The organism is Mycolicibacterium hodleri (genome assembly GCF_025822245.1).
Classification (GTDB): Bacteria; Actinomycetota; Actinomycetes; order Mycobacteriales; family Mycobacteriaceae; genus Mycobacterium; species Mycobacterium hodleri.
Genome location: NZ_JACKTL010000043.1, coordinates 221,019 through 245,218, shown reverse-complemented (window position 1 = coordinate 245,218; position 24,200 = coordinate 221,019). Strand labels below are relative to the sequence as shown.

Here is a 24,200-nt window from a genome sequence, read left to right as displayed (position 1 = left end):
CCCACCGTAGGCCCGCACCGCGAGCGAAGGGAGGTACCACCAATACCTCGAAGCCCTCGGTGCCGGCAGGTCACGCGGTAGTGGCTATCCCTCCGTCGACGGGGATGATGGCGCCCGTGAGGTACGCGCCTGCCCGGCTGGCGAGGAACACGGCCACACCCGCCATGTCGTCGTCGCGACCGATCCGGCGTAGCGGGGCCGACGCCGCTATCGCCTCACCCAACTCGTCGAGGGTTGCCGCCATCATCGCCGACGGGAACGGTCCCGGCGCCACCGCGTTCACCGTGATGTGCTGTGGGCCCAACTCCTTGGCGAGCACTCTGGTGAGTTGATGTAGCGCAGCCTTGCTGCTGGAGTACGAGTAGTTGGGCCGCGCAGGGATGTGGATGGCGGCGATGCTGCCGATGTTGATGATTCGCGCGGGATCGTCGGCGGTCCCAGCGCTGCGGAGTGCCGGCAGGAGTGCCTGCACCAGCCAAAACGGCGACTTCAAGTTGAGGTCGACGACCGTGTCCCAGGCTGCGTCCGGAAAGGTCTCCAACGGCTCGTCCCACATGGCACCCGCGTTGTTGACGAGGATGTCGAGACTTCCGGAGTCTGCCGTGACGAGATCGGCGAGTCGCTCGACCTCCTCGTGCCGGGACAGATCGGCGGGCACCGCCCACACGTCGCCGAATTCAGCCAGCTGCTCCTGCGCCTGAGCGCACGCTTCTGCGTTGCGTGAGCTGATGACCACGCGGGCACCCGCCTGAAGAAGCCCGCGCGCGATCATCATCCCGATGCCCCTGGTGCCACCGGTGACCAGCCCGCGCTTACCACTGAGATCGAAAAGTTCTGCCTGCGTTGCGAACTGACCGTTTACCACTACTCGCCCTTCACGTTGGTCGAACAAGACACCTCTGCTACGAAGTTATGCAGTGTTTCCGGAACCAGGGAGATCCCCGCAGTAGAGGTACTGCCAGGGTCCCCTTGTCCGCTGCCACGTGCCGGAGCCGGTCAACCGCCCCGGCGGTTGCAATGTCGAATATCGGGAACCCCACTAGTACGGCGCCGTCAATCGACGAGTCAGCCGAAGGACACTTTCCGCGCCCAGCGCGCGAGAACTCCGAAACATGGAAGCGAGCGACATCATGACAACCGCAGACGCACGGGAACAGTCCGACCCCACGACCACCGACACCAATGCCGACTTGGAAGTCGACCACGCCGCATTGGATGAGCCGCGTGGCACGTGGCAGGCCGCACAGGAAGCTGCGGTCAAGGCCGAGAGCCAGCTGTCCATCGTGCTGGAACGGCTCGAGGACAATGCCGCACGGCGCAGCGCCGACGAGGAAGCGCTGCAAGCCGCAGTCGACCAGCAGGCCGAACTCAAGCGTGCGATCAAGGCGTCGGCTGAACAGCGGGAAACGTTGCGCAAGGCGCGGAGCAAGGCGCAGCGCGAAGCAGAAGAAGCACGCAAGAAGGCACAAGCCGCCGAGGCGAAGTACGACGAGGCCCTCCTCGTCGAGGTGCTGGCCGCGCAGAAGAGCAAGGATCTGTCTGCGGCCGACGGCCAGACGGAGACAGTCCTGGACGACGCCGACGGCGTGGCAGCCCCCATCGTGCCGCCCACTGCTCAGACGACGGCCGCCGCCGTGACGGCCCGCAACGCGGGCGCCTAGCCGTACGAATCCTCCGTCGAAAACTGGCGGCCAGCTCTGGAAAGGCCCCGGTCGGGCTTCCCGGCCGGGGCTTTTTGGGTGGAGCTGGCACGGCATCGAAAACACGTCGTGCGCGAGCACGCGGGGCCGCTCAGTCGGTTTGGCCGTTCGCCGACCCCGGGCCGAAGGCAGCCCACCGGTCGACGGCGAATTCGCCGTTGCTCCGCCGGACTTCCAGTGCGCCGAAGTGCCCGGGCATCAGCAGCTCGCGTTCGTCAGCGGCCCGCTCCAGTATGCGGCGGCGGCTGGCGGCGGCTTCCTGAGGCATGTAGCAGAACGCACTGTTGCAACAGGAATCGAGAATCTGCACGGGGCTGTGCAAGACATCTCCGGCGAAGACCGCCCGATCACTCCCCGACGCCAGCCTCAGAACCGATGTACCGGGAGTGTGGCCGGGCGCCGACTCCACGGTCAGGTGTTCGTCGACGGTGTAGACCCCATCCCACAGAACGGCCTGTCCCGCTTCGTGGATCGGGGCGACGCTGTCCTCGTAGACCAGGCGGTCGACCTCCCCCAGCCCTTCGCCGCTCGCATTGTCGGGACCATAGAAGGCGTCGTCGGCAGCGGGAATCAGGTACTGGGCATTGGGGAACGCGGGTACCCACCGACCGCCCGCGTCGACGGTGTTCCCGCCTGCGTGGTCAACGTGCAAATGGGTGTTGACGACGACGTCGACGTCGTGCGGTTGGACCCCGGCCTCCGAAAGTAGCGCGAGCAGGTCACTTTCACGCTGGTGAAACCATGGCGCCATGCCCGGTCGTTCGCGCCGGTTGCCGGCGCCCGTGTCGACCAGGATGGTGCGACCGCCGCTTCGCAGTACCCACGACTGGAGCGCGATGACCATCCGGCCGGTGTCGGGCTGCCAGTGCTCCGGAGTCAGCCAGTTCGCGTTGTCCGTCCACACTTCGGCATCGACGTCGGGCAGAAACTCCGTCGTCGGCAGGAACGGCTCGTGCCATTCGACGACACGGATGACCTCGACATCACCCAGCACGATGTTTCGTACTCGATCGTCGCTACCCACGAAGGCGAACGTACACCGATGCGCGGGTCGTCAGCCTGAGGTGACGTAGTCGTGACCCACGCGACGGTCTACTCACCATCGTCGTCAACGGAATCGCCCGGCATCCGGAATAAACCCGCGTCCGGTGAGCTTGGTCTCAGAGTCGCATCCTCCCCGACCCAGGAGCATCCATGAGCCGTCCCGTCCGCGTCGCCGTCCAGATCCAGCCCGGCGGCGCACCCGACTACGCCACGTGGCGCGATGCCGTCGTGGCCGCCGACGACCTCGGCGTCGACGTGATCTTCGGCTACGACCACTTCCACCGCCCGGCAATGGAGGGCATCGTCGACGGCAAACCCGTCATGTCAGACGAGCAGCCCGACGTCGCCAACTTCGAGGGCTGGACCGCGCTCGCGTCATGGGGTGAGATTACCTCGCACGCCGAGATCGGGCTGCTCGTCACCGGCGTCGGTTACCGCAACGCGGACCTGCTCGCCGACATGGCGCGCACCGTAGACCACATCAGCGGCGGCCGGCTCATCCTCGGCCTCGGCGCGGGCTGGTACGAAAAGGACTACACCACTTACGGTTACGAGTTCGGCACCTTCGGCTCCCGCTTCGACCTGTTCGACGAGAGCCTGATTCGCATCGAGAACCGGCTCAATGCACTCGTTCCGCCGCCCGTGCGCAAGCTGCCGATCCTCATCGGCGGCACGGGCCCCAAGCGCTCGCTGCCCGCCGTTGCCCGGCACGCCGACATCTGGCACGCATTCCAGGACCTCGACGCGTTCCGCAAGTCCAGCGACCGCGTCGACGAACTGGCGGCGACGTTCGGCCGCACCGGCGCCGACATCGAACGCTCGACGCTGTGGGCGGACGCCGACAGCGCCGACGCCTTCCGCGAGGCAGGCGTCACGTTGTTTCAGACCGAACTCACCTCCGACGACGGCTACGACCTGACGTCTCTGAAGCAGGTGCTCGCGTGGCGGGACAACGGCTAGCCACGAGGTCCCCCCGTCAGCGGACACCGTTCTTCTCGGTCGTGAAGGCCGTCGCCCGCAGCAGCGGCCCGATCAGTGCGTCGAACGCGCTCGGGAGCAGGCGGTAGGCGACGATCGCAGGAAGAGTGAACCAGCCGATGTGCCGCTCGGTGGAGTGACTGCGGTCCGCCTCCCGCATGATCGCCTTGGCGACCGACGCCGGCGTGTCGGCGGTGGGCGGCACGCGCGGGGTCTGCTCGAGATAATTGTCCGCAGTCCCATACACCGGGGTGTCCACCGGGCCCGGGTAGATTCCGTGCACGCGCACGCCGGGTGTGCTCCGATTCTCTTGTCGGAGAACGCGAACCAACCCGTTCAAAGCGAATTTGCTTGCCACGTAGGCCGATTGGTAGGGAACGGCGACTTCTCCGAGAAGTGACCCGACCAACACGAGGTGCCCGTCACCGCGCGCCTGGAAGTGCACCAGTGCACACCGTGCGACGTTGGCCGCGCCGATCAGGTTGGTGCGGATGATCCTCTCGAAGACGTCGACGGGCAGATCCTCGAATCTGCCAAACGCGGTGACCGCTGCACATTGCACCGCGACGTCGACTCCCCCGAACACGTCGACCGCAAGGTCGAACAACCGCTGCACCTCGTCGGCCTCACCGATGTCGGTGGGCTGAACCACCACGTCGCGGGCACCCGCGGCGAGGCACTCCTCGGCCACCTCGCGCAGCATGCCCTCGGAACGGGCGGCGAGCACTACACGGTCGCGCCGCCTGGCGCAGCGCAGGGCCGTCTCCCGACCAATGCCGCTGGACGCGCCGGTGATCACGACTATTCGAGGCCTGCCGGTCGTCCTCTGCGCTCCCATCAATTCGCCTCTCGCTTGGTGCGGCACCACTCGGTCAGCCCGAGTCCACCGAGGACTGCGGTGGCCGCCACCGCCGCGCGGCCACCACGTGCGCTGGCCAGGACCGCCGCGCCGACGGCAGCGGGTGCCAGCAGCGCGACGAGATCTCGACGCCGCTCTCGGACCCGGGTGAGCGCGGCGGGGGTGCCCGAGATCAAATTCGCCGCAATGACGGCACCGTGCAGCAGTCCCGGCCGTCCCGGTTTCGACGCGCGCGTCACGGCCATGACGCACCACAGCAGCAGGGTCGTGTCGTGTACGCGGTCGATCGTCGTCGGCCCAGTCATCCGACCGCCTTCCCTCGACCCCATCGCCGCACTGGGTCCCACGGCGCCGTGGGCGAGGCCGTCGATCAATTCGCGCGCCGCGTCGGTCGACGAATGCGCAGGGCGCCAGTCCAACTCGTCGCGGATCTTCGAGGTGTCCATGAGGGGGGACCTGGTCGCCACGTCGTACCAACCGGGCGTCACCGCGACCAGACGCAGACGATGCAACGCCGTGACGGCCCGCCGCATCAGCGCGGGCTGCACCTCGACAGGACGCGCGCCCACCAGTGCCGCGATGTGAGCCTGGTCCAAGGCGTCGGCCGCGACGTTGAAGGAGCCGTGGGCGCGTCGCTGCATCAGACGGACCGCTGCGTCACCGACGTCGTCGGCGTGGACGAACTGCAAGGCCAAACCTTCGGGCAGCGGAATGATCGGCAAGAGCCGGCGGTGTAGGAGCGTGAACGCCGTCTGCGGGACGACGGGACCCACGTAGAGCGACCGGAGTTCCGACGCCGCCTCGCGCTGTACCACCACCGTCGGACGGAAGCGGGCGATCACCACGTCGGGACGCCGGAGTTCGAACTCGTCGAGCATCGTCTCCACCATGACCTTGTGCCTGCTGTAGGTCGACGACGGCTGGCCGGTGGTCGGCCACGTCTCCGACACCGGCTCTCCCAGCCCGGGTGCGTAGATCCCCAGGCTGGACGCGTACACCAGGTGCCGGACGCCCGCGGTCACCATGGCGTCCAGAAGCGCCTGTGTCCCAGAGACATTCGCCCGGTACAGATAGCCGTCGTCATGCGCGGGTTGGATGGCGAGCGCAAGGTGCACGACCACGTCGGCGTCCCGCATCGCCGGCGCCAAGTCCCAGGCGGCGTCCGGAGAGGAAAGGTCGACGGAGTGCCACCGGACGCCGCGGTACAGCTCGCCGTGCGTCGGGGGCCGCCGGCAGACGCCGATCACCTCGGCGTCGGGTTCACACCGGGCGAGTGCGCGCAGAACGCCTGCCCCGACGTTGCCGGACGCGCCGGTGACGACGATCCGTCGCGGCCGCGCCATCACGAGGTCGTATGTGGTGCCATGGGATCCTCCAAACGGAGTGCGGATGCTTTGCCTCTGTGTGGGATGCACTGGTGCGGAAGCGTGAAACCCGTGATCCCACTGGGAAATTCTGACGTTTCCGACATTTCTTACGGGGCGCAGTCGCTCGTTTGACCCAGGGGTCGGCGGGTAGGAACCACTAATGTGTCCGACACGCGGCTTTGACTGGGGGCGTGCCGTTCGCACGGTCGGCCGAGGCCGCAGGCTTCGTCCTCAACCGGGTGGAGTCGACGCCGTCAGGCCGCATCGTCGTGACTCGGGCGTAGGGGGCCAGGCACCCGCAGCTTCCGTCACCACCAGTGGTGAGACCGGACCCGTTGTCCTACGGCCATGATTCGCGCTGCGCGTCGTCGGTGCTCCGAATACCTGTCGGTGGCCTGGGGAGTGACACCGATTCCGGGGGTACGTTGAAAGCGCGGATTCGACGAGTAGGAGACGAGCATGACGGTGAACGACTACGCCTACACGGGAAAGACGGTCCTGGTCACCGGCGGCGGTTCCGGCATCGGTCGCGCGATTGCCGAGGCGTTCTTGGACAACGGCGCCAACGTGGCGATCAGCGGGCGACGACGCGACAAACTCGACGCCGTCCTGCAAGGCCATCCCGACCACCGCACGCTTGCGGTCGAGGCAGACGTCACCGACGACGCGTCGGTGAAGGCGATGGTCGACGCGGTCGTAGAGCGGTTCGGTGCACTCGACGTCCTCGTCAACAATGCCGCGGCGTATTTCAGCGGCCCCTTCGACGAGATGACCCTCGACGGGTGGGAATCCATCCGCCGCACCAACATCGACGGTTTCGTGCACGTCGTCCGTCACAGCATCGGCGCGCTCGAGAAGTCCGCCGGGAACGTCGTCGTGGTCGGTTCGGTGTCCGGGTTGCGGGGCGACTGGGGACAGGCCGCCTACAACGCCACCAAGGCCGCAATCATGAACTTCGTGCAGTCGCTTGCGTTGGACTACGGTCCACGCGGCGTCCGCTTCAACGCCGTGGCGCCCGCGCTGACGATCACCGACATCACCAAGCACGTCGAAGACGACGAGAAGGCCTTGGCGGCTGCCGTCAACCGGATCGCTCTCGGGCGGCCGGGCCAACCAGCCGACATCGCGCCTGCCGTGCTGTTCCTCGCCAGCGCTGACGCGGCCTACATCACGGGTGCCTGGTTACCAGTTGACGGCGGAACCTCGGCCAGCACGGGTCAGGCGCATTGATCGTGGCGGCCTTCTGACCGAAGTCCGCGATTTGACACGGAAACACCGACATACCGTTGTCGCGACCGTCTCCGATGCTGATGTCATGAACGAAGACACGAACACGATGGAGACGAACCCGGCTGTTGCGGATGCGGCACTCGCGGTGTGGTTGCAGATGTGGAACGGCGACATTGAGATCGCGCGTCGGATCTGCAGTGACGACTTCCGGATTCACTTTCTGATTTCCGAGGCGGACGGGTCGAACCCGGGCGACGACGTGCTGGGCGCGGAGAGCTTCGTAGGTTTCCTGGACCGGTACCGCGAGTTGCACCCGGACGTGGTGTTCACCGAGGTCTCGCGCACCGTCGACGGCGCGCACGGGCGGATGCTGTGGAACGTGGGCGACGGTGCGCTCGCCGCGGGCGGCATCGACGTCTTCGACTTCACCCACGACGGGCTGATCCGTGAAGTGTGGTCGACGACCGGGACGCGCACACACCTCACCTAAAAACGGGAAGACTCACCACCATGAGGAGAGCCGAGCGGTTGTACGCGCTGGTCGATCTGCTGCGGGCCTCACGGCGGCCGTTGTCGGCCGCTCGGCTCTCCGACGAGTTCGAGGTGTCGAAGCGCACGATCGAACGTGACGTGCAGTCTCTGCAACTCGCGGGGGTTCCGATCTACGCCGACCACGGGGCGTCGGGTGGGTATTCGATCTTGCGGGAACACTCCCTGCCGCCGCTGAACCTCACGGTGCCGGAATCGCTGGCCGTGCTCGCGGGGCTCGGCTTGCTCGAAACCTCGCCGTACGGCGCGGCGGCACGGCGGGCGCGGGCGAAGGTCCTCGCGATCAGCCGCGAGGATCAGCTCGCCCCGGTCGACGAGGCGTTGGCGTCGATGTTCGTCATCGACTCCCCGTCGCCGTCCGAAGCGGCGGTCTCGCTGATTCCCGAGGCAATCGCCGCGCGCCGGGTCGTGCGGTTGGCGTACGCCTCCGAGGACGGCCAGACCCACACCACCCGAGACGTGGAGGCGATGGGTCTGCTACGCGGAGGTGATTCGTGGATGTTCGTGGGATGGTGCCGGCTGCGCGAGGGCATCCGCGGATTTCACCTCGACCGCATCCGACACCTGGAGATGACCGCAGAGGTGTTCCCCGAACGCGATCCCGCGGTGCTGGACGAGGATCTGTCGCGGTGGCGCACGCGGCGGCTGGGGTGACCACGAGAGGTTCTGCCGCATAGGCTTTACCCGCATGCTTCGCAGAGGCAACGGCGAGCACCGAGAAGGAGTAGACGACGATGTCATCGACGAACCTGACGGACGAACAGAAGGCGATGTTGGCCAAGCCCAACCCCGCGGTCATCAGCACCATCCGAAGTGACGGACAGCCAGTTTCCGCCGCGACGTGGTATCTGCTGCGAGACGAACACATCCTGGTCAACATGGACGTTGGCCGAAAGCGGTTGGGACACATGCGTAAAGATCCGCGGGTGTCACTCACCGTGCTCGACGAAGCCAGTTGGTACACCCACATCACCCTCATCGGCCGAGTCGTGGACATCTACGACGACGACGGCATGGCCGACATCGACGCGGTGTCTCAGCACTACCAGGGGAAGCCCTACCCTCGGCGAGACCGACCACGCGTCAGCGCTCTCATCGAGATCGACCGGGTGCACGGATGGGGTGCGTACAAGAACAACGACCAGGCCTGAGTCACCGCGGTTGGACGGGGGCGGCAGCGATGGCCAGTCTGCGGACCACCTCTTGACGATCCCCGCGCGCCTTCAGCGGACCATGGCCAGCACGTCATGGACCAGCCGGCGGGGGTACTCGTCGTCGACCTCGAGGGCGAAGGCGACACGGTGATACAGCGGCGCGATGACGTGGTCGAGGATCTGTGCGACCGATGGGGTCGCCTCTCCGCGTTCACGAGCACGGCGGACCATCTCCGTCGCTTGCTCACGACGAGTCTCCATGACCGGGCAGCTCGAGACGATCTCGAGGCGGGCTGACACCATCGCGCGCAAATAGCGAGTCCGCTTGGGCCGCGTGATGTCCCGGGCAATGACGACCGCCCACTCGGTGAGGTCTCCCTCGAGCGATCCGGTGTCGGGGGCCGATTCGCCGTCCCGCGTCAGGGCGGCAACCGCGACCTCCTCGAGGAGCGCGCCGACGTGGTCCCAGCGTCGGTACAGCGTCGTCGGGTTCACCCCGGCTCGTTCGGCGATGACGGGGAAGCTGATCTTGCCGACGCCCTCGGCGACGAGCTCGCCCACGGAGGAATAAATCGCCGCCATCACCCGGTTGGTCCGCCCCCCGGAACGGGTCGCGGCTTCTTGATCACCCACGTCTCGATCATACGCAAAGTTCTTTGCTTTTTCGGTGACGTGCTGCCTACAGTGAAAAGCAAAGATCGTTGCTTTCCGATGGGAGTCCTCGTGTCCGACCGTTCTGCCCGAGTGCCCGGTGCCCATGCCACGGGCACGGGCACGGGCACGACGTTGGTGTCACACACCCACACCACGCCCCGCCACTCGACGCACTACCTGGAGTGTGGGCCGGCCGACGGACCGCTGATGATCTTCGTCCACGGTTGGCCGAGCATCGGTTTGATGTGGCACGCCCAGATGAATGCGTTCTCCACCGACGGATGGCGTTGCGTTGCACCAGATCTCCGCGGATACGGTAAGTCCAGCGCCCCGGCAGACAACGACGCCTACACCATTGGGGAAGTCGTGGCAGACATGGCGGAGCTTCACGACCACCTCGGTGGCGCGCCGGCGATCTGGGTCGGTCACGACTGGGGCAGTGTCGTGGTCGGTGATCTGGCCGCCCACGAGCCCGAGCGCAGCCGTGGCGTCGTGCTCACCTCGTTGGCGTACTACCCCGAAGGCCACGCCATGGCAACCGTCATTCCGCTGGTGGACCGGTCGATCTATCCGGTCGACGAGTATCCCGACGGTCAATGGGACTACTACCGTTACTACACAACGCATTTCGAGTTAGCTGTCGCCGACCTCGACGCCGACCTGTCGGCATCGCTGGCGTCGATCTTCCGGCCGGGCAACCCCGCCAGCGTCGGCGCGATCTCCCCCAACGCGGTGGTTCAGCGCAACGGCGGTCGCTTCGGCGCCGCGCACCACGCCCCGCCCACCGACCCCGACCCCGCTCTCTGGCCGACGGCAGACTTCCAGGCGCTGGTTCAGGCGTTCGAGGTTCACGGCTTCGGCCCCGGCTGCGCGTGGTACCTCAACGATGACGCTGCCCTCGCCTACGCGCGAGCGGCGCCCGACGGCGGCCGCCTCTCGCAGCCCGTGCTGTTCGTCAACGGCGACTTCGATCAGATCTGCAGCATTACCGGCAACCACCAGGGCGACCCGATGCGTGCGGCCTGCACAGACCTCACCGTGGTGAGCATGCCCGCCGGACATTGGCTACCGTTGGAACTCAAGGCCGAACACGTCGAGGCGATCCGCACCTGGCTCCGGGACAAGAATCTCTGACCCGACGGCCGGTTCGCCGGATCGCCCGCCCGCGATCTCGGCGCGACGGGTCGGAATCGTGTTGGGCGCGTTGGCCGCCCCGGTCTCCGTAGCCGTCGGCGCACCATCGGTGGCCCTGCCATCGGTGTCCTCGGCACTGGGGGTCTCCTTTGCCGCCACCGAGTGGATCATCTCGGTGTGGTCGCTGGGTGCAGCCGTGGCGATGCCGCTTGGCGGGCGCCTCGCGCAGCGGTTCGGGCTGCGGACCACGCTCGGGTTCTCGTTTTTAACCATGGCAGTCGGTTCGGTCCTGGCCGCCGTCGCACCGGTGCTCGCCGTCGTGGTGGTAGGCCGGCTGCTCGGCGGGTTCGGCGCCGGCGGCATGGTCATCTGCATCTACGCCTGCATCGACCAGACGCTGGATCGGCAAGGCCGGGTCAGCGCCCTGGCTGCGGTGGCGGTGTGCCAGGCCACCGCGTCGGGCTGCGGCAGCCTGACCGGCGGTCTGCTCACCCCTTACCGGGGTTGGCGAGCGGCGATAGCGGTGCCGGCGCTGGCTCTCTTGGCGACATGATTCGGCTCGGCGAAGACGGGGCACTCGCCTGCGGACGCGCATTCCGGTGGGACGAGCCCATCGGATTGACCAGGAGGACACACGATGACGATGCCCAGTGACGCCGCAGATGCGGTCGAGGCGAACGGATCCAACGAGGGTCCACGCGACCACGAGGGCGTCGACACCGATCACGCGGCCTACGTCGACGAGGACAACGTGCCCCACCCCGGGGACGCCAACGAGGCCGGCAATCCGGACGCCTAGACCTGGGCCATACCGCCGTCCATGCAGAGTTCGGCGCCGGTCATGAAGCTGCTTTCGTCCACCTGGACTGCAAAACTGGTGCGGCACAAACCTTCTTGATCGCCGCCCGACTGCCTGAACGTCGGCTAGGGCACTCGCGCCAGCAGGTTGCACGCAGCGGCCGTCACGATGGCCCGGTCGTAGGTGATGACGAAGTCGAACCGTCGGTCTTCGTCGCGACGGTTGCCGTCGGCGTCTTCGTCGCGTTCGCGGGCGATGAGCGCAGCTGCCGTGTGGGGTCCCAACGCCACCACGCTCCACTCCTTCGCCAACGCGTCGTCGGGCTGCAGCGCTATGCCGCGCACGCCGGAGCCAAAGTCGGCAGGCATGTCCGCTCCGAAGACTGCGACCATCGACGAGCGGGCAGCGAGTTCCCGGTAAGCGTGTCGGGTGCGCTCGGTGAAGTGCTTGGCATGCTGCAACGCCGTCAGCAGAATCGGCGGATCGGCCGAGTCGTGGGCCTGGCTTTCGATGTGTCGCGAGAATGCGGTCAGGGTCTGCTTCCTGCCGGTGCGGATCGTCGCCCGACCCCGAACCAGGTCGAACGGTGAGCCCGACGCGAGCCCAGGCCGAGGCGTTCGGGTAGGCAGCGACCAGCCGACTGCCCGCGGGTTGTGCGACAAGGCGCCGGGGCGCCCGAACTTGTAGCCCTGACCCAGGGTCGCCCCTACGGCCAGCGCCTGCTCCAAGTGGTCGTCCGTTTCGATGCCCTCGGCCAGAATCACCGCCCCGCTTCGTTCGTGATGAGCCAGAACCGCCGACAGCGTCCGCGCCTGCGCGTCATCGGGCTGGGACTGAACCAGCCCCATGTCCAGCTTCACCACGTCGGGCGCAATCACGTCCAGCAACGCCAGCGAATCGGGGTGGGCCCCAACGTCGTCCAGCGCGATTCCGAAACCGTCGCCGCGCAGCGTGTCGACCTTCGCCAGCAGCGCACGCGGGTGAGCGAGCAGGCTTCGCTCGGTGAGCTCGAACATCAACTGCAGTTCGGTGTGCCCGCGCTTGAGAACGGCGTTCTGCGCCAGGCCCACCATTGTGCTGGAAGGTTCACAATTGATGCACAGCAACGCATTTCGCGTCAGACCTTGCGCCAAGGCCCCCGTGATGGCGGTGTCGACGCACAACCGATCGAGCTCGTCGACGCGGTTGAGGGCCGCCGCCCGAGCGAAGACCGCCTGCGGACCAAGACCAGTCGACTCCGGCCATCGGGCCAACGCCTCGAAGCCCACGACCGCACCGTCGGGCAGCGCCACGATCGGCTGAAAGGCCGACGAGAGACCAACGCCCCGAACGGCGGCGTCCATCTGCCCAGGCGAGACCTGGCCTCGACGGCGCCGCGACGAGGCAGTCGCGCCGGTGCCGCGAACCTCTACGGCCATGCCTGCCAGCCCCCTCCAACGTTGCTCTCCTGCAAACTACCCTGCCCACGAAGGACCAGGCGATGTACCGATCCGGCGAAGGACGGCGCCGCGCCTGAGATACCGTCGCCAAGCATGGGCATTCCCGAAGTCGAACCGACGGCGCCGTCGCCGTTGTTCAAGGCAGGCGCCAAGCTGATGGGTACCGACGTCGCGCGCCGGTTCCTCAAGCGCTACGGCTGGCGCGTCGACCGCGCCGTCATCAGGCTGACCAAAGGCCACGTCTCGATGTCGCTGGTACTCCCCGAGGTGCTGCTGACCCACACCGGCGCCAAGACGGGCAAGCGGCGCAGCACGCCGTTGACGTACTTCACCGACGGTGGCCGGGTGATCACCGTTGCGTCCAACTACGGCGGCGAGCGCCATCCCGCCTGGTACCACAACGTGAAGGCGCAACCCCGCGTCACGTTGTCGGCACGCGGCTACACGGGAACCTTCGTCGCCGAGGAGACGACCGGTGCCGAACGGGACCGACTGTTCGACCTCGCCAAGCAATTCGTCCCGAACTACGCCGACTACGAGCGGATGGCCGCCGGCCGGCGCATACCGGTCGTGTCCTTCACCGAGACGTCCGGAGACACGACGCCGTAGGGACGGCTCCGTCGGGTGTCGAATCCTGCTCTGATGCACCGCCATTGGCTCACCCGACGGCGCTCGCCAGGGCTGACAGGGTCTCCGCGGCCGAGTACTTCGGCTGCCACCCAAGCTGATCCCTGGCCTTGCTGGTGTCCATGACCGTCGAGGCGCGGCCCGCGTGCAGCCACTCCAGCGCCGACGGTACGAACGGCAGGCGCGCCAACACCTCCGACGTGACGACTGCTGCGACACGGGGTACCTTGACGGGCCGGGCCCCCAGTGCCCGGCCGACGTCGGAGAACGTCAGCAACCCGTCGCCGGCGATGTTGTACGCCCCGGGCGGCGCAGTCGTGGTGGTGACCGCCAAGGCAATCGCCGAGGCGACGTCGTCGTGATGCACCAACTGGACCGGGGTGCCCGGGTCCGGCATCGGCGGTTTGAGCACCGGCAGAGCACGAGTGAGTCGACGCACCACCCCGGGGAGCTGATTCCACGGCATCGCCTCAGCCAGTGCGGGCGCCTTGGGCCCGGCGACGATGCACGGGCGCAGCACGTAGACCTCCAGGGCGGAACCCGCGGTGGTTTCGGCGAGCACCGCCTCGCACGCGGCCTTCTGCTCCGAGTAGTAGTGCTCCGGCGTGCCACGCGTCGGAACGTCCTCGGTGATGGGCACCGGGTTGTCCGGGTGGTAGCCGTACGCGGCCACCGAGGAGGTGTAGACCAGACGGCGCGGTCCGCCGGCCACGGTGGCCTCGAAGACGTTGCGGGTGCCGGCGAGATTGATCCTGGCGCTCTCCTTCCGCGTGCCCATGATGATGAACGCGAGGTGCACGACCACGTCGACGTCGGCGACCAACGCGTCGACCGCGTCTCTGTCCAAGACGTCGCCCTGCCGGTACATCGTCTTCGCCCACCCGCGTTCGGCGGGGTCGAAGGGCCGCCGGGCCATTCCGACGATCTGCTCGACGTCGGGATGGGCCTCGAGCGCCTCGATCGTCGAGATCCCGATTTCCCCGGTCGGCCCGGTGACTGCCACGCGAAGTGCCATGGCGACTGCTGTTCCCGGCTCGAGCAGGGGCAAAACGTGGACGGCTCAGCCGGGAAATTCGGTGGCGCCGAGAGCGACGTCGAAGTTGTCCAGCCCGTGACGGGCGAGACCCATGAGGACCAGGCCGGTTCCCTCCAACCAGTGCGCCATGCCCAATCCGCCGACGTCGAGAGGCCGCAAGCCAAGGCTTGCGACGAACTCCGAAACGGCCGCCTTGGCGTGCGCGTCGTCGCCGGCGAAGAACACGTCCGGCGTCTGCCCCTTCTCCAAGACGTGACCGAAGACGGTGTTGAAGGCCTTCACCACGCTCGCACCGGGCGGGGCCACCTTGGCGACTTCCTGGGCGATCGAGGTGTCGTCGGGAATGGCGAGCCCGTCGGCCTCGGAATTGAACGGGTTGCTGATGTCGACGATCACCTTGTCCGACAGCGCGTCTCCGTACTGGGTGACGACCGGAACGACGTCGGCGTACCTCAGGGCCACGATGACGATGTCCCCCGTGGGGACGGCGCCGAAATCTCCCGTCGTGACACTGGCGCCCAGGGTCTGCGCCAGGTCGGCGGCCTTGGCCTGATCGCGGCCAATGACCTCGACGGCGTTTCCGCCCGCTACGGCCAGTGCGCCGATCGCACGGGCCATGTTCCCGGTGCCGATGATGCTGATGCTTTTCATGAGTCGTCCTAACGTCAGAGTTGCCTAATTGATTGATTGATCCACCAAATAGAGGTGGGAAGTGCGGAGGCCGGAACCGATCCGGTGCGCCTCGCGGCTACGCGGTGGTGCGCAATTCCCAGGGCGGCATGCCGATTGCCTCGGCGAGGTTCCGCTGCAGTGCGACGCCGGCCGGCAGTGTGCGGTAGAAGATGTTTACCTCGGCGATCTTGCCGTCCGCGTCGAGCAGGACGAAGAAGATGCCGTTGACTGCGGCGTCTCCAACCTGTAGTCGGAAGTGTGCGGCGTGGTGGGTCTCACCGCTGAGCACCTCGACATAGGTGTCGTCGCTGGACAATGCGTTGACTTTCACGATCGTTTCCACGGCGGTCTCGCGGCCGATCACGGGGTCGTCTCCGAACGGGCCGTACAGTCGTACGTTCTCGGCGAGCAAACCCGTGAGCGTGTCTTTGTCTGCGCCACCGTTGATGCAGTCCACGAAGGACTCCAAGGTGGCGCGATGCGGCGCGAACGTGGTCATGGCCGTGCTCCTTGTCGTGCGAATCTCATTGGTACGCTTGAACCGTCGGCCGGCCGGAGAAGTAGTGGCCGTTGTCCAGATCGGCGAACAGGCCAGGCTCCGCGGGTCCCAGCCCAGGCTCTGGCGGGTGATGAGGCTGGTCGCCGGGTAGGTTCCGGTCACCAGGCTCGTGAACTGGCCGAAGTATCCCGGCAGCATCAGGACATCCATGGGGATGCTCACGGCGGGCAGATCCAGACGGCTGCCGATGGCCTCGGCGATGTCGCGGAACGGGATGCCCTCATCCTGAACGGCGTGCCAATATCGACCGGCCGGGCCCTTTTCCAACGCCAGGCGGAACAACGAGGCGACGTCACGGACGTGGACGGCGGTCCACAGGTTTCGGCCGTCCCCGGGGTAACCGGCGACGCCCTTCTCCTTCGCGAGCGCGATCAGCCCCGGCAGGAAGCCGGCGTCATCGGTCGTGTCGTGCGCGATCAGGGGCAGCCGCACGATCGCGGACCGCACTCCCCGCTCGGCGAGGCCGATGACAGTCCGTTCCACGACGTTACGAGCCCGGAGCGTCCCCGTGTCCTCGTCGCGGCTGGGAAGGGCCGGGTCGTCCTCGGTGGCCGGCCGGCCCAGATTTCCAGGGCCACCGATGCTGCCCGCTGCGACGAGCGGCTTTCCGCTTCCCGCGAGTGCCTCGCCGTAGGCGAGCATGATCTGGAGTTCGGCGGCCGCCACGGCGTCCATCCCGCCGGTCGGAAGAAGGTCCTGTCGGTGTGCGACGTGGATGACCCCGTCGGAGTTCGCGGCCGCTTCCTTGAGCCCTTCCAGATCCTCGAGGTCGCCGCGGCGCACCGTCGCGCCGAGCGCCGACACCGCCGCTGCGGATGCGTCCGAACGGGCCAGCCCGGTGACCTCGTGCCCGGCGCCGACGAGTTCGGGGATGATGTGCGAACCGGCGTGACCGGTTCCGCCAGTGACGAAAACGCGCATTTTGTACTCCTCGTGAGATCGATGGTGCGAGTGGATCAATTCAGGGCGACGACGCCGGGCGTCTTCCATGTCGGCGCTCGTGCACCACTGCCGACGCCGATGCCGCTCGTGAAGCAGCTCGTCATGGATACGATGGAATGGTTGACAGATCCACCATAACTCGATTTGTAGACGTGTCAACCAAACGTGCGAACTTGGAGACCGATGGAGCCACACTGGCTGAGCGCGCCAGAAGACCGCGCCTGGCGAGCTTTCGTATACGCGCATCACCGACTCGAGGTACACCTGTCGCGACGCTTGCAGGAATCGGGCCTCTCCGGGGCCGACTACGAGGTCCTGGCGGTGCTCTCAGCTCTCGACGGCGACCGCATGTCCGCCCGCGACCTTGGCAACGCCTTGGATTGGGAGAAGAGTCGGGTTTCGCACCAGGTGCGGCGCATGCAGTCGGACGGGCTGATCAGGCGCGAGCCCAATCCTGGTGACGCCCGCAGCACCATGGTCTGCCTGCTGCCGGCAGGCCGCGCCGCCATCGAGAAGGCGGCACCCGGGCACGTGGCGGACGTCCGCCGGAACTTCCTCGATCTGATGACCCCGGCCGAGCTCGACATACTGACCGCCCTCCACGAACGCATCCTGCACCACCTGGACGACGACGGCTCCCCCGGCGAGGTCGACTCCTCGTAGTCCTTCACGATGCGACACATGGCGGGTGGATCCGTCCCCTCCACGCGACGAGCCAAATCGACGGTATCGCCTCCGCCAGGCGCTGCGCCGTGGTTACACTCCGAGCATGCTGACTGCACGTCGACGTTCGGCGGCCCTGCTGATGACAAGTGCGATCCTCTGCCCGGCAAGCTATTTCGGCATTGCCGTTGCCGACGCCCAGCCGACCGTCTACGCACTTCCCGCTTGCTACGGCGGGGACACCGTCCCGACCGAACGGCCGACTCAGGCTCAGTTCCAAACCTGCGCCGACGGGTCGAAGGAGCTGACCGGCATCACGTGGACCCGCTACGGCCCGGACGGCGCCGAGGGCACCGGCACGTACAGCTACAACGTGTGCGAACCCAATTGTGCTGCTGGGCACCGAGATTCCTTCCCCGCGGTCATCCATGCCGACGAGCCGGCCCCACAGGCTCCCGACGCGGCGTGCCCGGCGGGCACCATGTTCTACGGCAATCTGGTGATTGCGTACCCGGATGGCGTACCGAGCGCCGAGGGGGGTGGCCCGAACATGCGCTTCCGCGGCATGCCTGCAACGCTGTACAGCACCGCGGCCACCCCCGACGCGCCGACGTCGCTGGCCAACCCGCGCTGCTGAGGGTCAGCGAAAGAGGCGGAAGAACCCGCGCACCTGCTCGACCAACGACTCCGGCTGTTCCAGGGCGGCGAAGTGGCCGCCGCGTGGCAATTCCTCGAACCAGCGCAGGTCGGTGAACCTCAGCTCGGCTTCGCGCCGCGAGGGGCGGGCGATGTCACGCGGGTAGATCGACAGGCCGGACGGCGCGGTCACCTTGTCCCGGAAGCTGGTGAAGCTCTCCCAGTACAGGCGCGCCGAGGACGTGGCCGACGCGGTGAACCAGTACGCCGAGATCTCGTCGAGGATCTGCTGGCGCGTCACCGCGTCCTCGGGGTGACCGTCGTTGTCGGTCCAGGCCCAGAACTTCTCGGCGATCCAAGCGGCTTGGCCGGCCGGTGAGTCGGTGAGGCCGTAGCCAAGGGTCTGCGGCCGCGTCGACTGCTGCCCCGAGTATCCCCGGCCGGTGCGCTGGAATTCCTTGACCGCCAACAGATTCGCCTGTTCGGCGGGCGTCGGGTCATCGAACGTGCCCTGCGGCGCGGACCCCATGTTGAGGTGAACGGCGGCGACCCGCTCCGGCGCCACCTCCCCCAGTGCGCCGGACACCGCCGAACCCCAGTCACCGCCCTGCGCGCCGTACCGCCCATAGCCCAGCGACACCATCAACGCGTCCCAGGCGCGGGCGATGCGTTCGACGCCCCACCCCGTCGTCGACGGCTTGTCGCTCCAGCCGTAGCCGGGCAGTGACGGCGCGACGACGTGGAACGCATCGGCTGGGTTCCCGCCGTGCGCACCCGGGTCGGTCAGCGGGCCGATGACATCCAGAAACTCGAGCACCGATCCGGGCCATCCGTGCGTGAGCACCAGGGGAAACGCATGCGGCTCCGGCGAGCGGGCGTGGACGAAGTGGATGCCCAGCCCGTCCACCGTGTCGCGGTACTGCGGAAACACGTTGAGCCGCTTGGCGAATCCGAAGTCGTAGTCCTCGGCCCAGCTACGACAGAGCTCCTGGGCATATGCCAGCGGCACGCCTTGTGACCAGTCGTCCACCGGCTCGGGCTCGGGCCACCGCGTCCGTCGCAACCGCTCTCGCAGATCGGCGATCTCGACCTCGGTCACGACGACCTCGAATGGCTCGGCGACCACATCGGCTCCCTTCGTCGGCGCAGCCTCGGGTCCACGCTAACCGACTGACGCCACGGCGCTGATCTGGCCGGCCCATCGGCGTCGAGATCGCACCGTCGGGAATAGATCCGTCCGGTGGCCCACTTCGAAGGACACAAGGAACTGCAGCAGGGAGTTCGGATGACGCAGATGAGGCGCTGGGCGATGGATGCCATCGGCCGCGACGAACTGACGCTGCGGGAGGTGCCGATCCCCCGGCCGGGTCCCGGCGAGGTGCTGGTTCGGGTAGCGGCCGTCGCGCTGAATTACCGCGACAAGATGGTGGTCGAGACCGGCAGAGATCTTCCGCTCGCGTTTCCCTTCACACCCGGCTCCGACCTCGCCGGTACCGTTGTCGCGTTGGGAGACAACGCAGCCAGATTTGGTGACGGGGACCGCGTCATCTCGACGTTCACGCCGGACTGGGTGGACGGACTACGCCCGGGCAATGCCCGCACCCCGGCGTACCGCACGCTTGGCGGCTTCTATCCGGGTGTGCTCGCCGAGTACGTCGCGGTGCCTCAGGACTGGCTGGTCCGCGCGCCGGCGACGCTCAGCGACGCCGAAGCCGCAACCCTGCCGTGTGCTGGGCTGACGGCATGGTTCGCGCTGGCCGAGCGCGGTCACGTACGTCCCGGGGAGACGGTGCTCGTGGAAGGCACCGGAGGTGTCGCACTGTTCGGCATCCAGATCGCCAAACTGCATGGTGCACGGGTGATCGTCTCCGGGAGCGCCGACAAGCTGGAGCGCGCCCTCGCGTTGGGTGCCGACGACGGCGTCGACCGTCGCCACGACGATTGGGTTGGCGCCGTGCTCGCCGTCACCGGCGACCATGGCGCCGACCACGTAATGGAACTCGTCGGCGGTGCGCATCTCGGGCAGGCGATTCACGTCACCGCGGTCGGCGGACACGTCTACCAAATTGGCGCACTCGACGGCTTCGAAGTGACCGCTCCGGTGATGCCGCTGATGCTCAAGGACGTCACCATTCACGGCATCGCCACGGGTCATCGGAAAGCCCTCGTGCGGCTCGTCGACGCCGTCGACCGCACCGGGCTCACTCCGGTGATCGACACCCGCTACCCGTTGACCGAGCTGCACGCGGCGCTGGATCACCTCGATCGCGGCGCCTTCGGCAAGATCGTCGTCGAGTGTGGATAGTCACCTCGGCAGGACGGCCAGCCAGATGTGGGTCAACGTCTCGGCCGCGTCGGCAAGGGACGTCCCGTTCTTGGAGGCACGGTAGAAGTACCGCTCGGTCATCGAGACCAGGGCCGCGCTGATGGCCCGGGCTCCGTGGGGACCGTCGTCGTCTGGTACACCGCAGCGCCCCAGCGCCGAGCGGGTGGCCTCACCCGTCGCCACGATCGCGCCCTGCCAGTACGCCTCGATCTGCGGAACGCCGGGAGACAACTCCACCGCCGCACGCATCACCGCCCCGTGCTGGGCCCACGACGCGGCGGTTCGACTTACCCCCTGGCGCAGGGCTTCTCGAGGATCCTGGGGCGTGGACCGTTCGGCGTCTTCGATCTCGGCGACGACGGCTGCTGCCGTCCTCTGCACCAACGCCGCCAGCACGTCGTTCTTGGACCCGAAGTAGAAGTACAGCGCGCCGCGAGTGATACCCGCGGCGGTGGCGATCGTCTCGACCGTGATGCGATCCGCGCCGCGATCGGACAGTTGCCGTTCGGCTGCGTCCAAGATCGCCGCTTCGCGTAGATCGCCTTTGCGCGGAGCCGTCCGGCGCCGAGGCGACTGTCCCGTGGGCGATGACACGCGCCGATCGTACATCGCCATAATCGACACCCCGTCGAGTTTATTGATCACGACGTAGGGCACCAGTGGACCCCGCGGGCCCTCCTCGGAAACGGTGCCGCAACGATATCTCAGCGACGAGACGCCAAATCTGCGATGGTGGTGCCCGTGCTCACGACCGCCGTCCGCCGACACCGCTCCCTGCGATGGGTCGTCACCGCCACGGTGACGGTGGCCGCCAGTGCCTCCGTCATGACGCCGGTCGCAGCGGCAGACCCCTCGATCTGCCCCCAGGTAGGCGCTTTCTGCGGGTTCTACTCGCCGTCGCACCGGATCGACTGCGAGGTCGACACGGGCGGCCGGACGGGTCCCGATTCGGTGTACTGCAAGACTCTCGAGCCGGCCCGGTCGGCGTCGATGGACGACCTCGGAACCGTCACGACCTGCTCGGGTCCACAGTGCGTCGGGGACGCCGCCGAAGGCACCCCGACCCTGGCATACGGCCAGTCGGTGTCGCTGGGGCCGTTCCAGTGTGCGTCCGCACGAACCGGGGTCACCTGCACGGCGGCGCACGGCCGCGGGTTCGTCATCTCGACTGCCGGCATCACGACCGTCGGCTGACGGCGGGCACGAGGCCCGCCAAGGTCGACATCGACGCCGCCATGATGGTTGCCAGGTCAGTCGCGTCGTCGTCGGCCAGCCACCGTCGATAGGCCGTCTGGAAGACCTGAATCCCCACCCGCGCCGCGAGTTCGGCGGCCTGCGGCTCGACTCCACGCTGCCGAAGGGCGTCGCCGAACGCGTCGCCCATCTGCTGTTGCTTGTTCAACTCGCGCTCGAGCAGTTCGGGAGTCGACGTGATCATGGCGTCGCGCCGACGTTGAGATTCCTTCGGCCCCAACCCTTCCCAATCGAATTCCACCAAGGCCCGCGTCACGACCCCTAGGGGTTCCGTGACGTCCGGAGCGTCGTGAATCCCCCGAAGGAGCTCCGTCCGCAGCAGATCGGCGTCGACGAACAAGATGGACTGCTTGTCGGAGAAGTACCGGAAGAAGGTTCGGGTGGTGACGCGGGCCCGCTCGGCGATCTGAACGGCGCTGGTGTTCTCGAATCCCTGCTCGTCGAACAGCTCCATCGCGGCCTGCTTGAGACGCCCTTCGCTGCCGTGTTCCCACCGGGGCATGAGCCGATGCTAGCCCATATGTCACGCCGCGACATCAGTGCTACGGTGATGTCACGCCGCGACAACAGCGACGAACCGAGCCGAGGAGACACGTGATGACGACCGACGACACCCGGGGGACGGGCAGGGCCGCGGAAGTAGTGGTCGAGCAGGCCGGCCACTCCCCCGCGTACTGGTATCGAGGCGCCCTGTGGAACGTGCTGATGTCGGCCGACCAAACCCTCGGCGAGATCACACTTCTCGAGCAGATCGTGCCCGCCGGAGCCGGCCCGCCGGCGCATGTCCACGAGCGTCAGGCGGAGGGCTTCTACGTGCTGTCAGGCGAGCTCGAGATGACGATCGGCGTCGACCAGCAGGTCGTGCGAGCCGGCGCGGGGTCTGCGGTGTGGGTGCCAAAGTCCACCAGGCACTCGTTCCGGGTCGTGTCCGACGAGGACGCCCGGCTGCTGAACTTCTACGCTCCGGGCGGTTTCGACGACCATCTACCGTTCTACGGTGTCGCGGCCACGGCACAGACCCTTCCGCCGGCCAATCTCGGGGTATCGGTGTTGGACCGGGAACGCACGGGGACGTCGGACACGGCCCGCGAGGCCTACCTGCAACGCCTCGCCGACCTCGCCGAAGGAACGTGGGACTTCACGGTCGCCGACCCCAACGTGCGGTAGGGCTCGAAGCCGTTGTGGCGGTGGAACTCAGCCGTGCCGGACGACCGGCTCCGAGTTGGCGTCGAGTGCGTCGAGGACCGCGTCACCGTTGGCTCTCGCCCACTCGGTCAGGACGTGGATCGGGTCGATGAGCGTCTGCCCGAGCGCGGTGAGCTCGTACTCGACGCGCGGCGGCATCTCTGCATACGCGTGGCGACGGACCAGTCCGTGCGCCTCGAGCCGCCGCAGCGTCTGGGTGAGCACCTTCCGCGAGATGCCGCCGATCATGTCGACCAATTCGCCGTGGCGCACCGGCCCCCCGCTGAGGCCGGCGAGCACGACCACGGTCCACTTGTCGGCGATCAACTCCACCGCCATCCGCCCCGGACAGTCGGCGAGGAACACGCCGCTGGAACCGAATTCGCTCATGGTGCCAAGGTACCCGGAGGTAACCGACGACTACCTAGGCTCGATCTGGATCCCCAACGACCAGGAGAGTCATGCGAGTCATCACCCAGCAGGAATTCGGCAGCCCCGAGGTGCTCACCGTCGTCGAGGCGCCCGCACCCCGGCCACTTCCCACCGAGGTGCTCGTCCGCGTCCACGCGATCGGGTTGAACCCCCTGGAGGCGCGACTGCGCGGCGGTGAGTTCCCACTGCTCGGCCCGCCGCCGTTCATCCTCGGCTGGGACGTCAGCGGAGTCGTCGAGGAGGCCCTGACGGGCCGATTCGCGCCCGGCGACGAGGTGTTCGGCATGCCGTTGTTTCCTCGCCCCGCCAACGCATACGCCGAACTGGTCGCCGCGCCGGCGTTGCATCTGGCGCTCAAGCCGCCGTCGCTCTCCCACGTCGAGGCGTCGGCCTTGCCGGTGGTCGGGCTGACGGCGTGGCAGGGTCTGGTCGACCTCGGCGGCGTGGGCGAGGGCGACCGCGTCCTGGTCCACGGCGGCGGCGGTGGCGTCGGACACGTCGCCATCCAAATAGCGAAAGCCCTTGGTGCGTATGTGATCAGCACCGCGAGTGGCAGCAAGCGCGAGTTCGTGGAAGGGCTCGGCGCCGACGAGGTGATCGACTACGCGACGGTCGACTTCGCCGACGTCGTCCGCGACGTCGACCTGGTGCTCGACACGCTCGGCGGCGACAGCGCCGAGCGATCGCTGGGAGTGCTCCGCCCGGGCGGCCACCTCGTCACCGCGGTCGCCGAGGGCGACGTGGAGTTGGTCGCCGCATTCGAGCGGGCCGGCAAGCGGTTCAGCGGCGTCGCCGTCGACCCCGATCCGGTGGCCCTGCGCGGACTCGTCGACCTCGTCGAACGAGGCAAGCTCCGGGTCCACGTGCAGGAGACGATCCCGTTCGACCGCGTCGTCGACGCGCACCGGCTTCTCGACGCCGGGCACCTTCAGGGCAAGCTCGTCCTAACTGTCTGAGCGTC

Annotated in this window: 29 protein-coding genes; 16 read left to right on the top strand and 13 right to left on the bottom strand. The window is 67.5% G+C overall.

From position 1 onward, the window contains the following. Positions 1–70: 70 nt before the first annotated feature. A complete protein-coding gene (locus tag H7J06_RS19600) occupies positions 71–865 on the bottom strand; it encodes an SDR family oxidoreductase (RefSeq protein ID WP_264040703.1) in 795 nt (264 codons plus the stop codon). A gap of 265 nt (positions 866–1,130) precedes the next feature. Here H7J06_RS19600 and H7J06_RS19595 point away from each other — a divergent pair, with 265 nt between their 5' ends. Then, complete coding sequence (locus H7J06_RS19595) at positions 1,131–1,661, top strand: hypothetical protein (protein ID WP_264040702.1); 531 nt, start codon at positions 1,131–1,133, stop codon at positions 1,659–1,661. A gap of 130 nt (positions 1,662–1,791) precedes the next feature. Here the strand turns inward: H7J06_RS19595 and H7J06_RS19590 are convergent, their stop codons facing one another. After that, positions 1,792–2,724 carry an MBL fold metallo-hydrolase gene (locus H7J06_RS19590; RefSeq protein ID WP_264040701.1) on the bottom strand — a complete coding sequence of 311 codons (933 nt, stop codon included), beginning with the start codon at positions 2,722–2,724 and terminating at the stop codon, positions 1,792–1,794. A 170-nt stretch (positions 2,725–2,894) separates the two neighbouring features. On the opposite strand from H7J06_RS19590, the gene H7J06_RS19585 reads away from it, so the two are divergent. Beyond that, on the top strand, positions 2,895–3,704 hold the full coding sequence (locus H7J06_RS19585; protein ID WP_264040700.1) for an LLM class F420-dependent oxidoreductase: 810 nt from the start codon (positions 2,895–2,897) through the stop codon (positions 3,702–3,704). 16 nt (positions 3,705–3,720) lie between these two features. On the opposite strand, the gene H7J06_RS19580 is transcribed toward H7J06_RS19585, so the two are convergent. Then, the gene (locus H7J06_RS19580; protein WP_264040699.1) at positions 3,721–4,560 is read right to left on the bottom strand and encodes an SDR family NAD(P)-dependent oxidoreductase; all 840 of its coding nucleotides are present in this window, start codon (positions 4,558–4,560) and stop codon (positions 3,721–3,723) included. After that, positions 4,560–5,924, bottom strand: coding sequence for an NAD-dependent epimerase/dehydratase family protein (locus H7J06_RS19575; protein ID WP_264040698.1), 1,365 nt, complete (start codon positions 5,922–5,924; stop codon positions 4,560–4,562). The genes H7J06_RS19580 and H7J06_RS19575 overlap by 1 nt, the downstream gene beginning before the upstream one ends. Before the next feature lie 483 nt (positions 5,925–6,407). On the opposite strand from H7J06_RS19575, the gene budC reads away from it, so the two are divergent. The 4 genes from budC (at position 6,408) to H7J06_RS19555 (ending at position 8,878) form a co-directional block, all read left to right on the top strand. Continuing rightward, entirely contained in the window at positions 6,408–7,178 is a 771-nt protein-coding gene (gene budC, locus H7J06_RS19570; protein ID WP_264040696.1) for a meso-2,3-butanediol dehydrogenase, read from the top strand. A gap of 85 nt (positions 7,179–7,263) precedes the next feature. Next, on the top strand, positions 7,264–7,668 hold the full coding sequence (locus H7J06_RS19565; RefSeq protein ID WP_264040695.1) for a nuclear transport factor 2 family protein: 405 nt from the start codon (positions 7,264–7,266) through the stop codon (positions 7,666–7,668). 20 nt (positions 7,669–7,688) lie between these two features. Next, entirely contained in the window at positions 7,689–8,381 is a 693-nt protein-coding gene (locus H7J06_RS19560; RefSeq protein ID WP_264040694.1) for a helix-turn-helix transcriptional regulator, read from the top strand. Between the two features lie 80 nt (positions 8,382–8,461). Beyond that, positions 8,462–8,878 carry a PPOX class F420-dependent oxidoreductase gene (locus H7J06_RS19555; protein WP_264040693.1) on the top strand — a complete coding sequence of 139 codons (417 nt, stop codon included), beginning with the start codon at positions 8,462–8,464 and terminating at the stop codon, positions 8,876–8,878. A gap of 72 nt (positions 8,879–8,950) precedes the next feature. Here H7J06_RS19555 and H7J06_RS19550 read toward each other — a convergent pair whose 3' ends face one another. Next, entirely contained in the window at positions 8,951–9,463 is a 513-nt protein-coding gene (locus tag H7J06_RS19550) for a TetR-like C-terminal domain-containing protein (protein WP_264040868.1), read from the bottom strand. Between the two features lie 141 nt (positions 9,464–9,604). On the opposite strand from H7J06_RS19550, the gene H7J06_RS19545 reads away from it, so the two are divergent. From H7J06_RS19545 to H7J06_RS19535, 3 genes are all read left to right on the top strand, one after another. Next, the gene (locus H7J06_RS19545) at positions 9,605–10,669 is read left to right on the top strand and encodes an alpha/beta hydrolase (protein ID WP_264040692.1); all 1,065 of its coding nucleotides are present in this window, start codon (positions 9,605–9,607) and stop codon (positions 10,667–10,669) included. A 58-nt stretch (positions 10,670–10,727) separates the two neighbouring features. Further along, positions 10,728–11,222, top strand: a complete 495-nt coding sequence (locus H7J06_RS19540; protein ID WP_264040691.1) for an MFS transporter — start codon at positions 10,728–10,730, stop codon at positions 11,220–11,222. An 84-nt stretch (positions 11,223–11,306) separates the two neighbouring features. Then, positions 11,307–11,468, top strand: a complete 162-nt coding sequence (locus H7J06_RS19535) for a hypothetical protein (RefSeq protein WP_264040690.1) — start codon at positions 11,307–11,309, stop codon at positions 11,466–11,468. Positions 11,469–11,593: 125 nt separating this feature from the next. On the opposite strand, the gene H7J06_RS19530 is transcribed toward H7J06_RS19535, so the two are convergent. Continuing rightward, positions 11,594–12,886, bottom strand: coding sequence for a sensor domain-containing phosphodiesterase (locus H7J06_RS19530; protein ID WP_264040689.1), 1,293 nt, complete (start codon positions 12,884–12,886; stop codon positions 11,594–11,596). A gap of 114 nt (positions 12,887–13,000) precedes the next feature. Here H7J06_RS19530 and H7J06_RS19525 point away from each other — a divergent pair, with 114 nt between their 5' ends. Next, complete coding sequence (locus H7J06_RS19525; protein ID WP_264040687.1) at positions 13,001–13,516, top strand: nitroreductase family deazaflavin-dependent oxidoreductase; 516 nt, start codon at positions 13,001–13,003, stop codon at positions 13,514–13,516. A gap of 49 nt (positions 13,517–13,565) precedes the next feature. Here the strand turns inward: H7J06_RS19525 and H7J06_RS19520 are convergent, their stop codons facing one another. The 3 genes from H7J06_RS19520 to H7J06_RS19505 form a co-directional block, all read right to left on the bottom strand. After that, complete coding sequence (locus H7J06_RS19520; RefSeq protein ID WP_264040686.1) at positions 13,566–14,549, bottom strand: NAD-dependent epimerase/dehydratase family protein; 984 nt, start codon at positions 14,547–14,549, stop codon at positions 13,566–13,568. A 45-nt stretch (positions 14,550–14,594) separates the two neighbouring features. Then, the gene (locus H7J06_RS19515) at positions 14,595–15,221 is read right to left on the bottom strand and encodes an NADPH-dependent F420 reductase (protein ID WP_264040685.1); all 627 of its coding nucleotides are present in this window, start codon (positions 15,219–15,221) and stop codon (positions 14,595–14,597) included. Between the two features lie 97 nt (positions 15,222–15,318). Next, positions 15,319–16,722, bottom strand: coding sequence for an NAD-dependent epimerase/dehydratase family protein (locus H7J06_RS19505; RefSeq protein WP_308205809.1), 1,404 nt, complete (start codon positions 16,720–16,722; stop codon positions 15,319–15,321). Positions 16,723–16,926: 204 nt separating this feature from the next. Here H7J06_RS19505 and H7J06_RS19500 point away from each other — a divergent pair, with 204 nt between their 5' ends. Next, complete coding sequence (locus tag H7J06_RS19500) at positions 16,927–17,406, top strand: MarR family winged helix-turn-helix transcriptional regulator (protein WP_264040683.1); 480 nt, start codon at positions 16,927–16,929, stop codon at positions 17,404–17,406. Positions 17,407–17,512: 106 nt separating this feature from the next. After that, entirely contained in the window at positions 17,513–18,043 is a 531-nt protein-coding gene (locus H7J06_RS19495) for a hypothetical protein (RefSeq protein ID WP_264040681.1), read from the top strand. Between the two features lie 3 nt (positions 18,044–18,046). Here the strand turns inward: H7J06_RS19495 and H7J06_RS19490 are convergent, their stop codons facing one another. Then, positions 18,047–19,168: an epoxide hydrolase family protein gene (locus H7J06_RS19490; protein ID WP_264040680.1), complete on the bottom strand. Its 1,122-nt coding sequence runs from the start codon at positions 19,166–19,168 to the stop codon at positions 18,047–18,049. Between the two features lie 159 nt (positions 19,169–19,327). Between H7J06_RS19490 and H7J06_RS19485 the strand changes: the two genes are divergently transcribed. Next, positions 19,328–20,347 carry a zinc-dependent alcohol dehydrogenase family protein gene (locus H7J06_RS19485; protein WP_264040679.1) on the top strand — a complete coding sequence of 340 codons (1,020 nt, stop codon included), beginning with the start codon at positions 19,328–19,330 and terminating at the stop codon, positions 20,345–20,347. Here the strand turns inward: H7J06_RS19485 and H7J06_RS19480 are convergent, their stop codons facing one another. Then, positions 20,348–20,962, bottom strand: a complete 615-nt coding sequence (locus H7J06_RS19480; RefSeq protein ID WP_264040678.1) for a TetR/AcrR family transcriptional regulator — start codon at positions 20,960–20,962, stop codon at positions 20,348–20,350. A 147-nt stretch (positions 20,963–21,109) separates the two neighbouring features. On the opposite strand from H7J06_RS19480, the gene H7J06_RS19475 reads away from it, so the two are divergent. After that, a complete protein-coding gene (locus H7J06_RS19475; protein ID WP_264040677.1) occupies positions 21,110–21,562 on the top strand; it encodes a hypothetical protein in 453 nt (150 codons plus the stop codon). Here the strand turns inward: H7J06_RS19475 and H7J06_RS19470 are convergent. Next, positions 21,546–22,124: a TetR family transcriptional regulator gene (locus H7J06_RS19470; RefSeq protein WP_264040675.1), complete on the bottom strand. Its 579-nt coding sequence runs from the start codon at positions 22,122–22,124 to the stop codon at positions 21,546–21,548. The two genes, H7J06_RS19475 and H7J06_RS19470, sit on opposite strands and share 17 nt — an antisense overlap. A 95-nt stretch (positions 22,125–22,219) precedes the next feature. Here H7J06_RS19470 and H7J06_RS19465 point away from each other — a divergent pair, with 95 nt between their 5' ends. Beyond that, positions 22,220–22,789 carry a cupin domain-containing protein gene (locus tag H7J06_RS19465; protein WP_264040674.1) on the top strand — a complete coding sequence of 190 codons (570 nt, stop codon included), beginning with the start codon at positions 22,220–22,222 and terminating at the stop codon, positions 22,787–22,789. Between the two features lie 27 nt (positions 22,790–22,816). On the opposite strand, the gene H7J06_RS19460 is transcribed toward H7J06_RS19465, so the two are convergent. Continuing rightward, positions 22,817–23,197 carry a winged helix-turn-helix transcriptional regulator gene (locus H7J06_RS19460; protein ID WP_264040673.1) on the bottom strand — a complete coding sequence of 127 codons (381 nt, stop codon included), beginning with the start codon at positions 23,195–23,197 and terminating at the stop codon, positions 22,817–22,819. Positions 23,198–23,268: 71 nt separating this feature from the next. Between H7J06_RS19460 and H7J06_RS19455 the strand changes: the two genes are divergently transcribed. After that, on the top strand, positions 23,269–24,195 hold the full coding sequence (locus tag H7J06_RS19455; protein ID WP_264040672.1) for an NADP-dependent oxidoreductase: 927 nt from the start codon (positions 23,269–23,271) through the stop codon (positions 24,193–24,195). Positions 24,196–24,200: the final 5 nt, after the last annotated feature.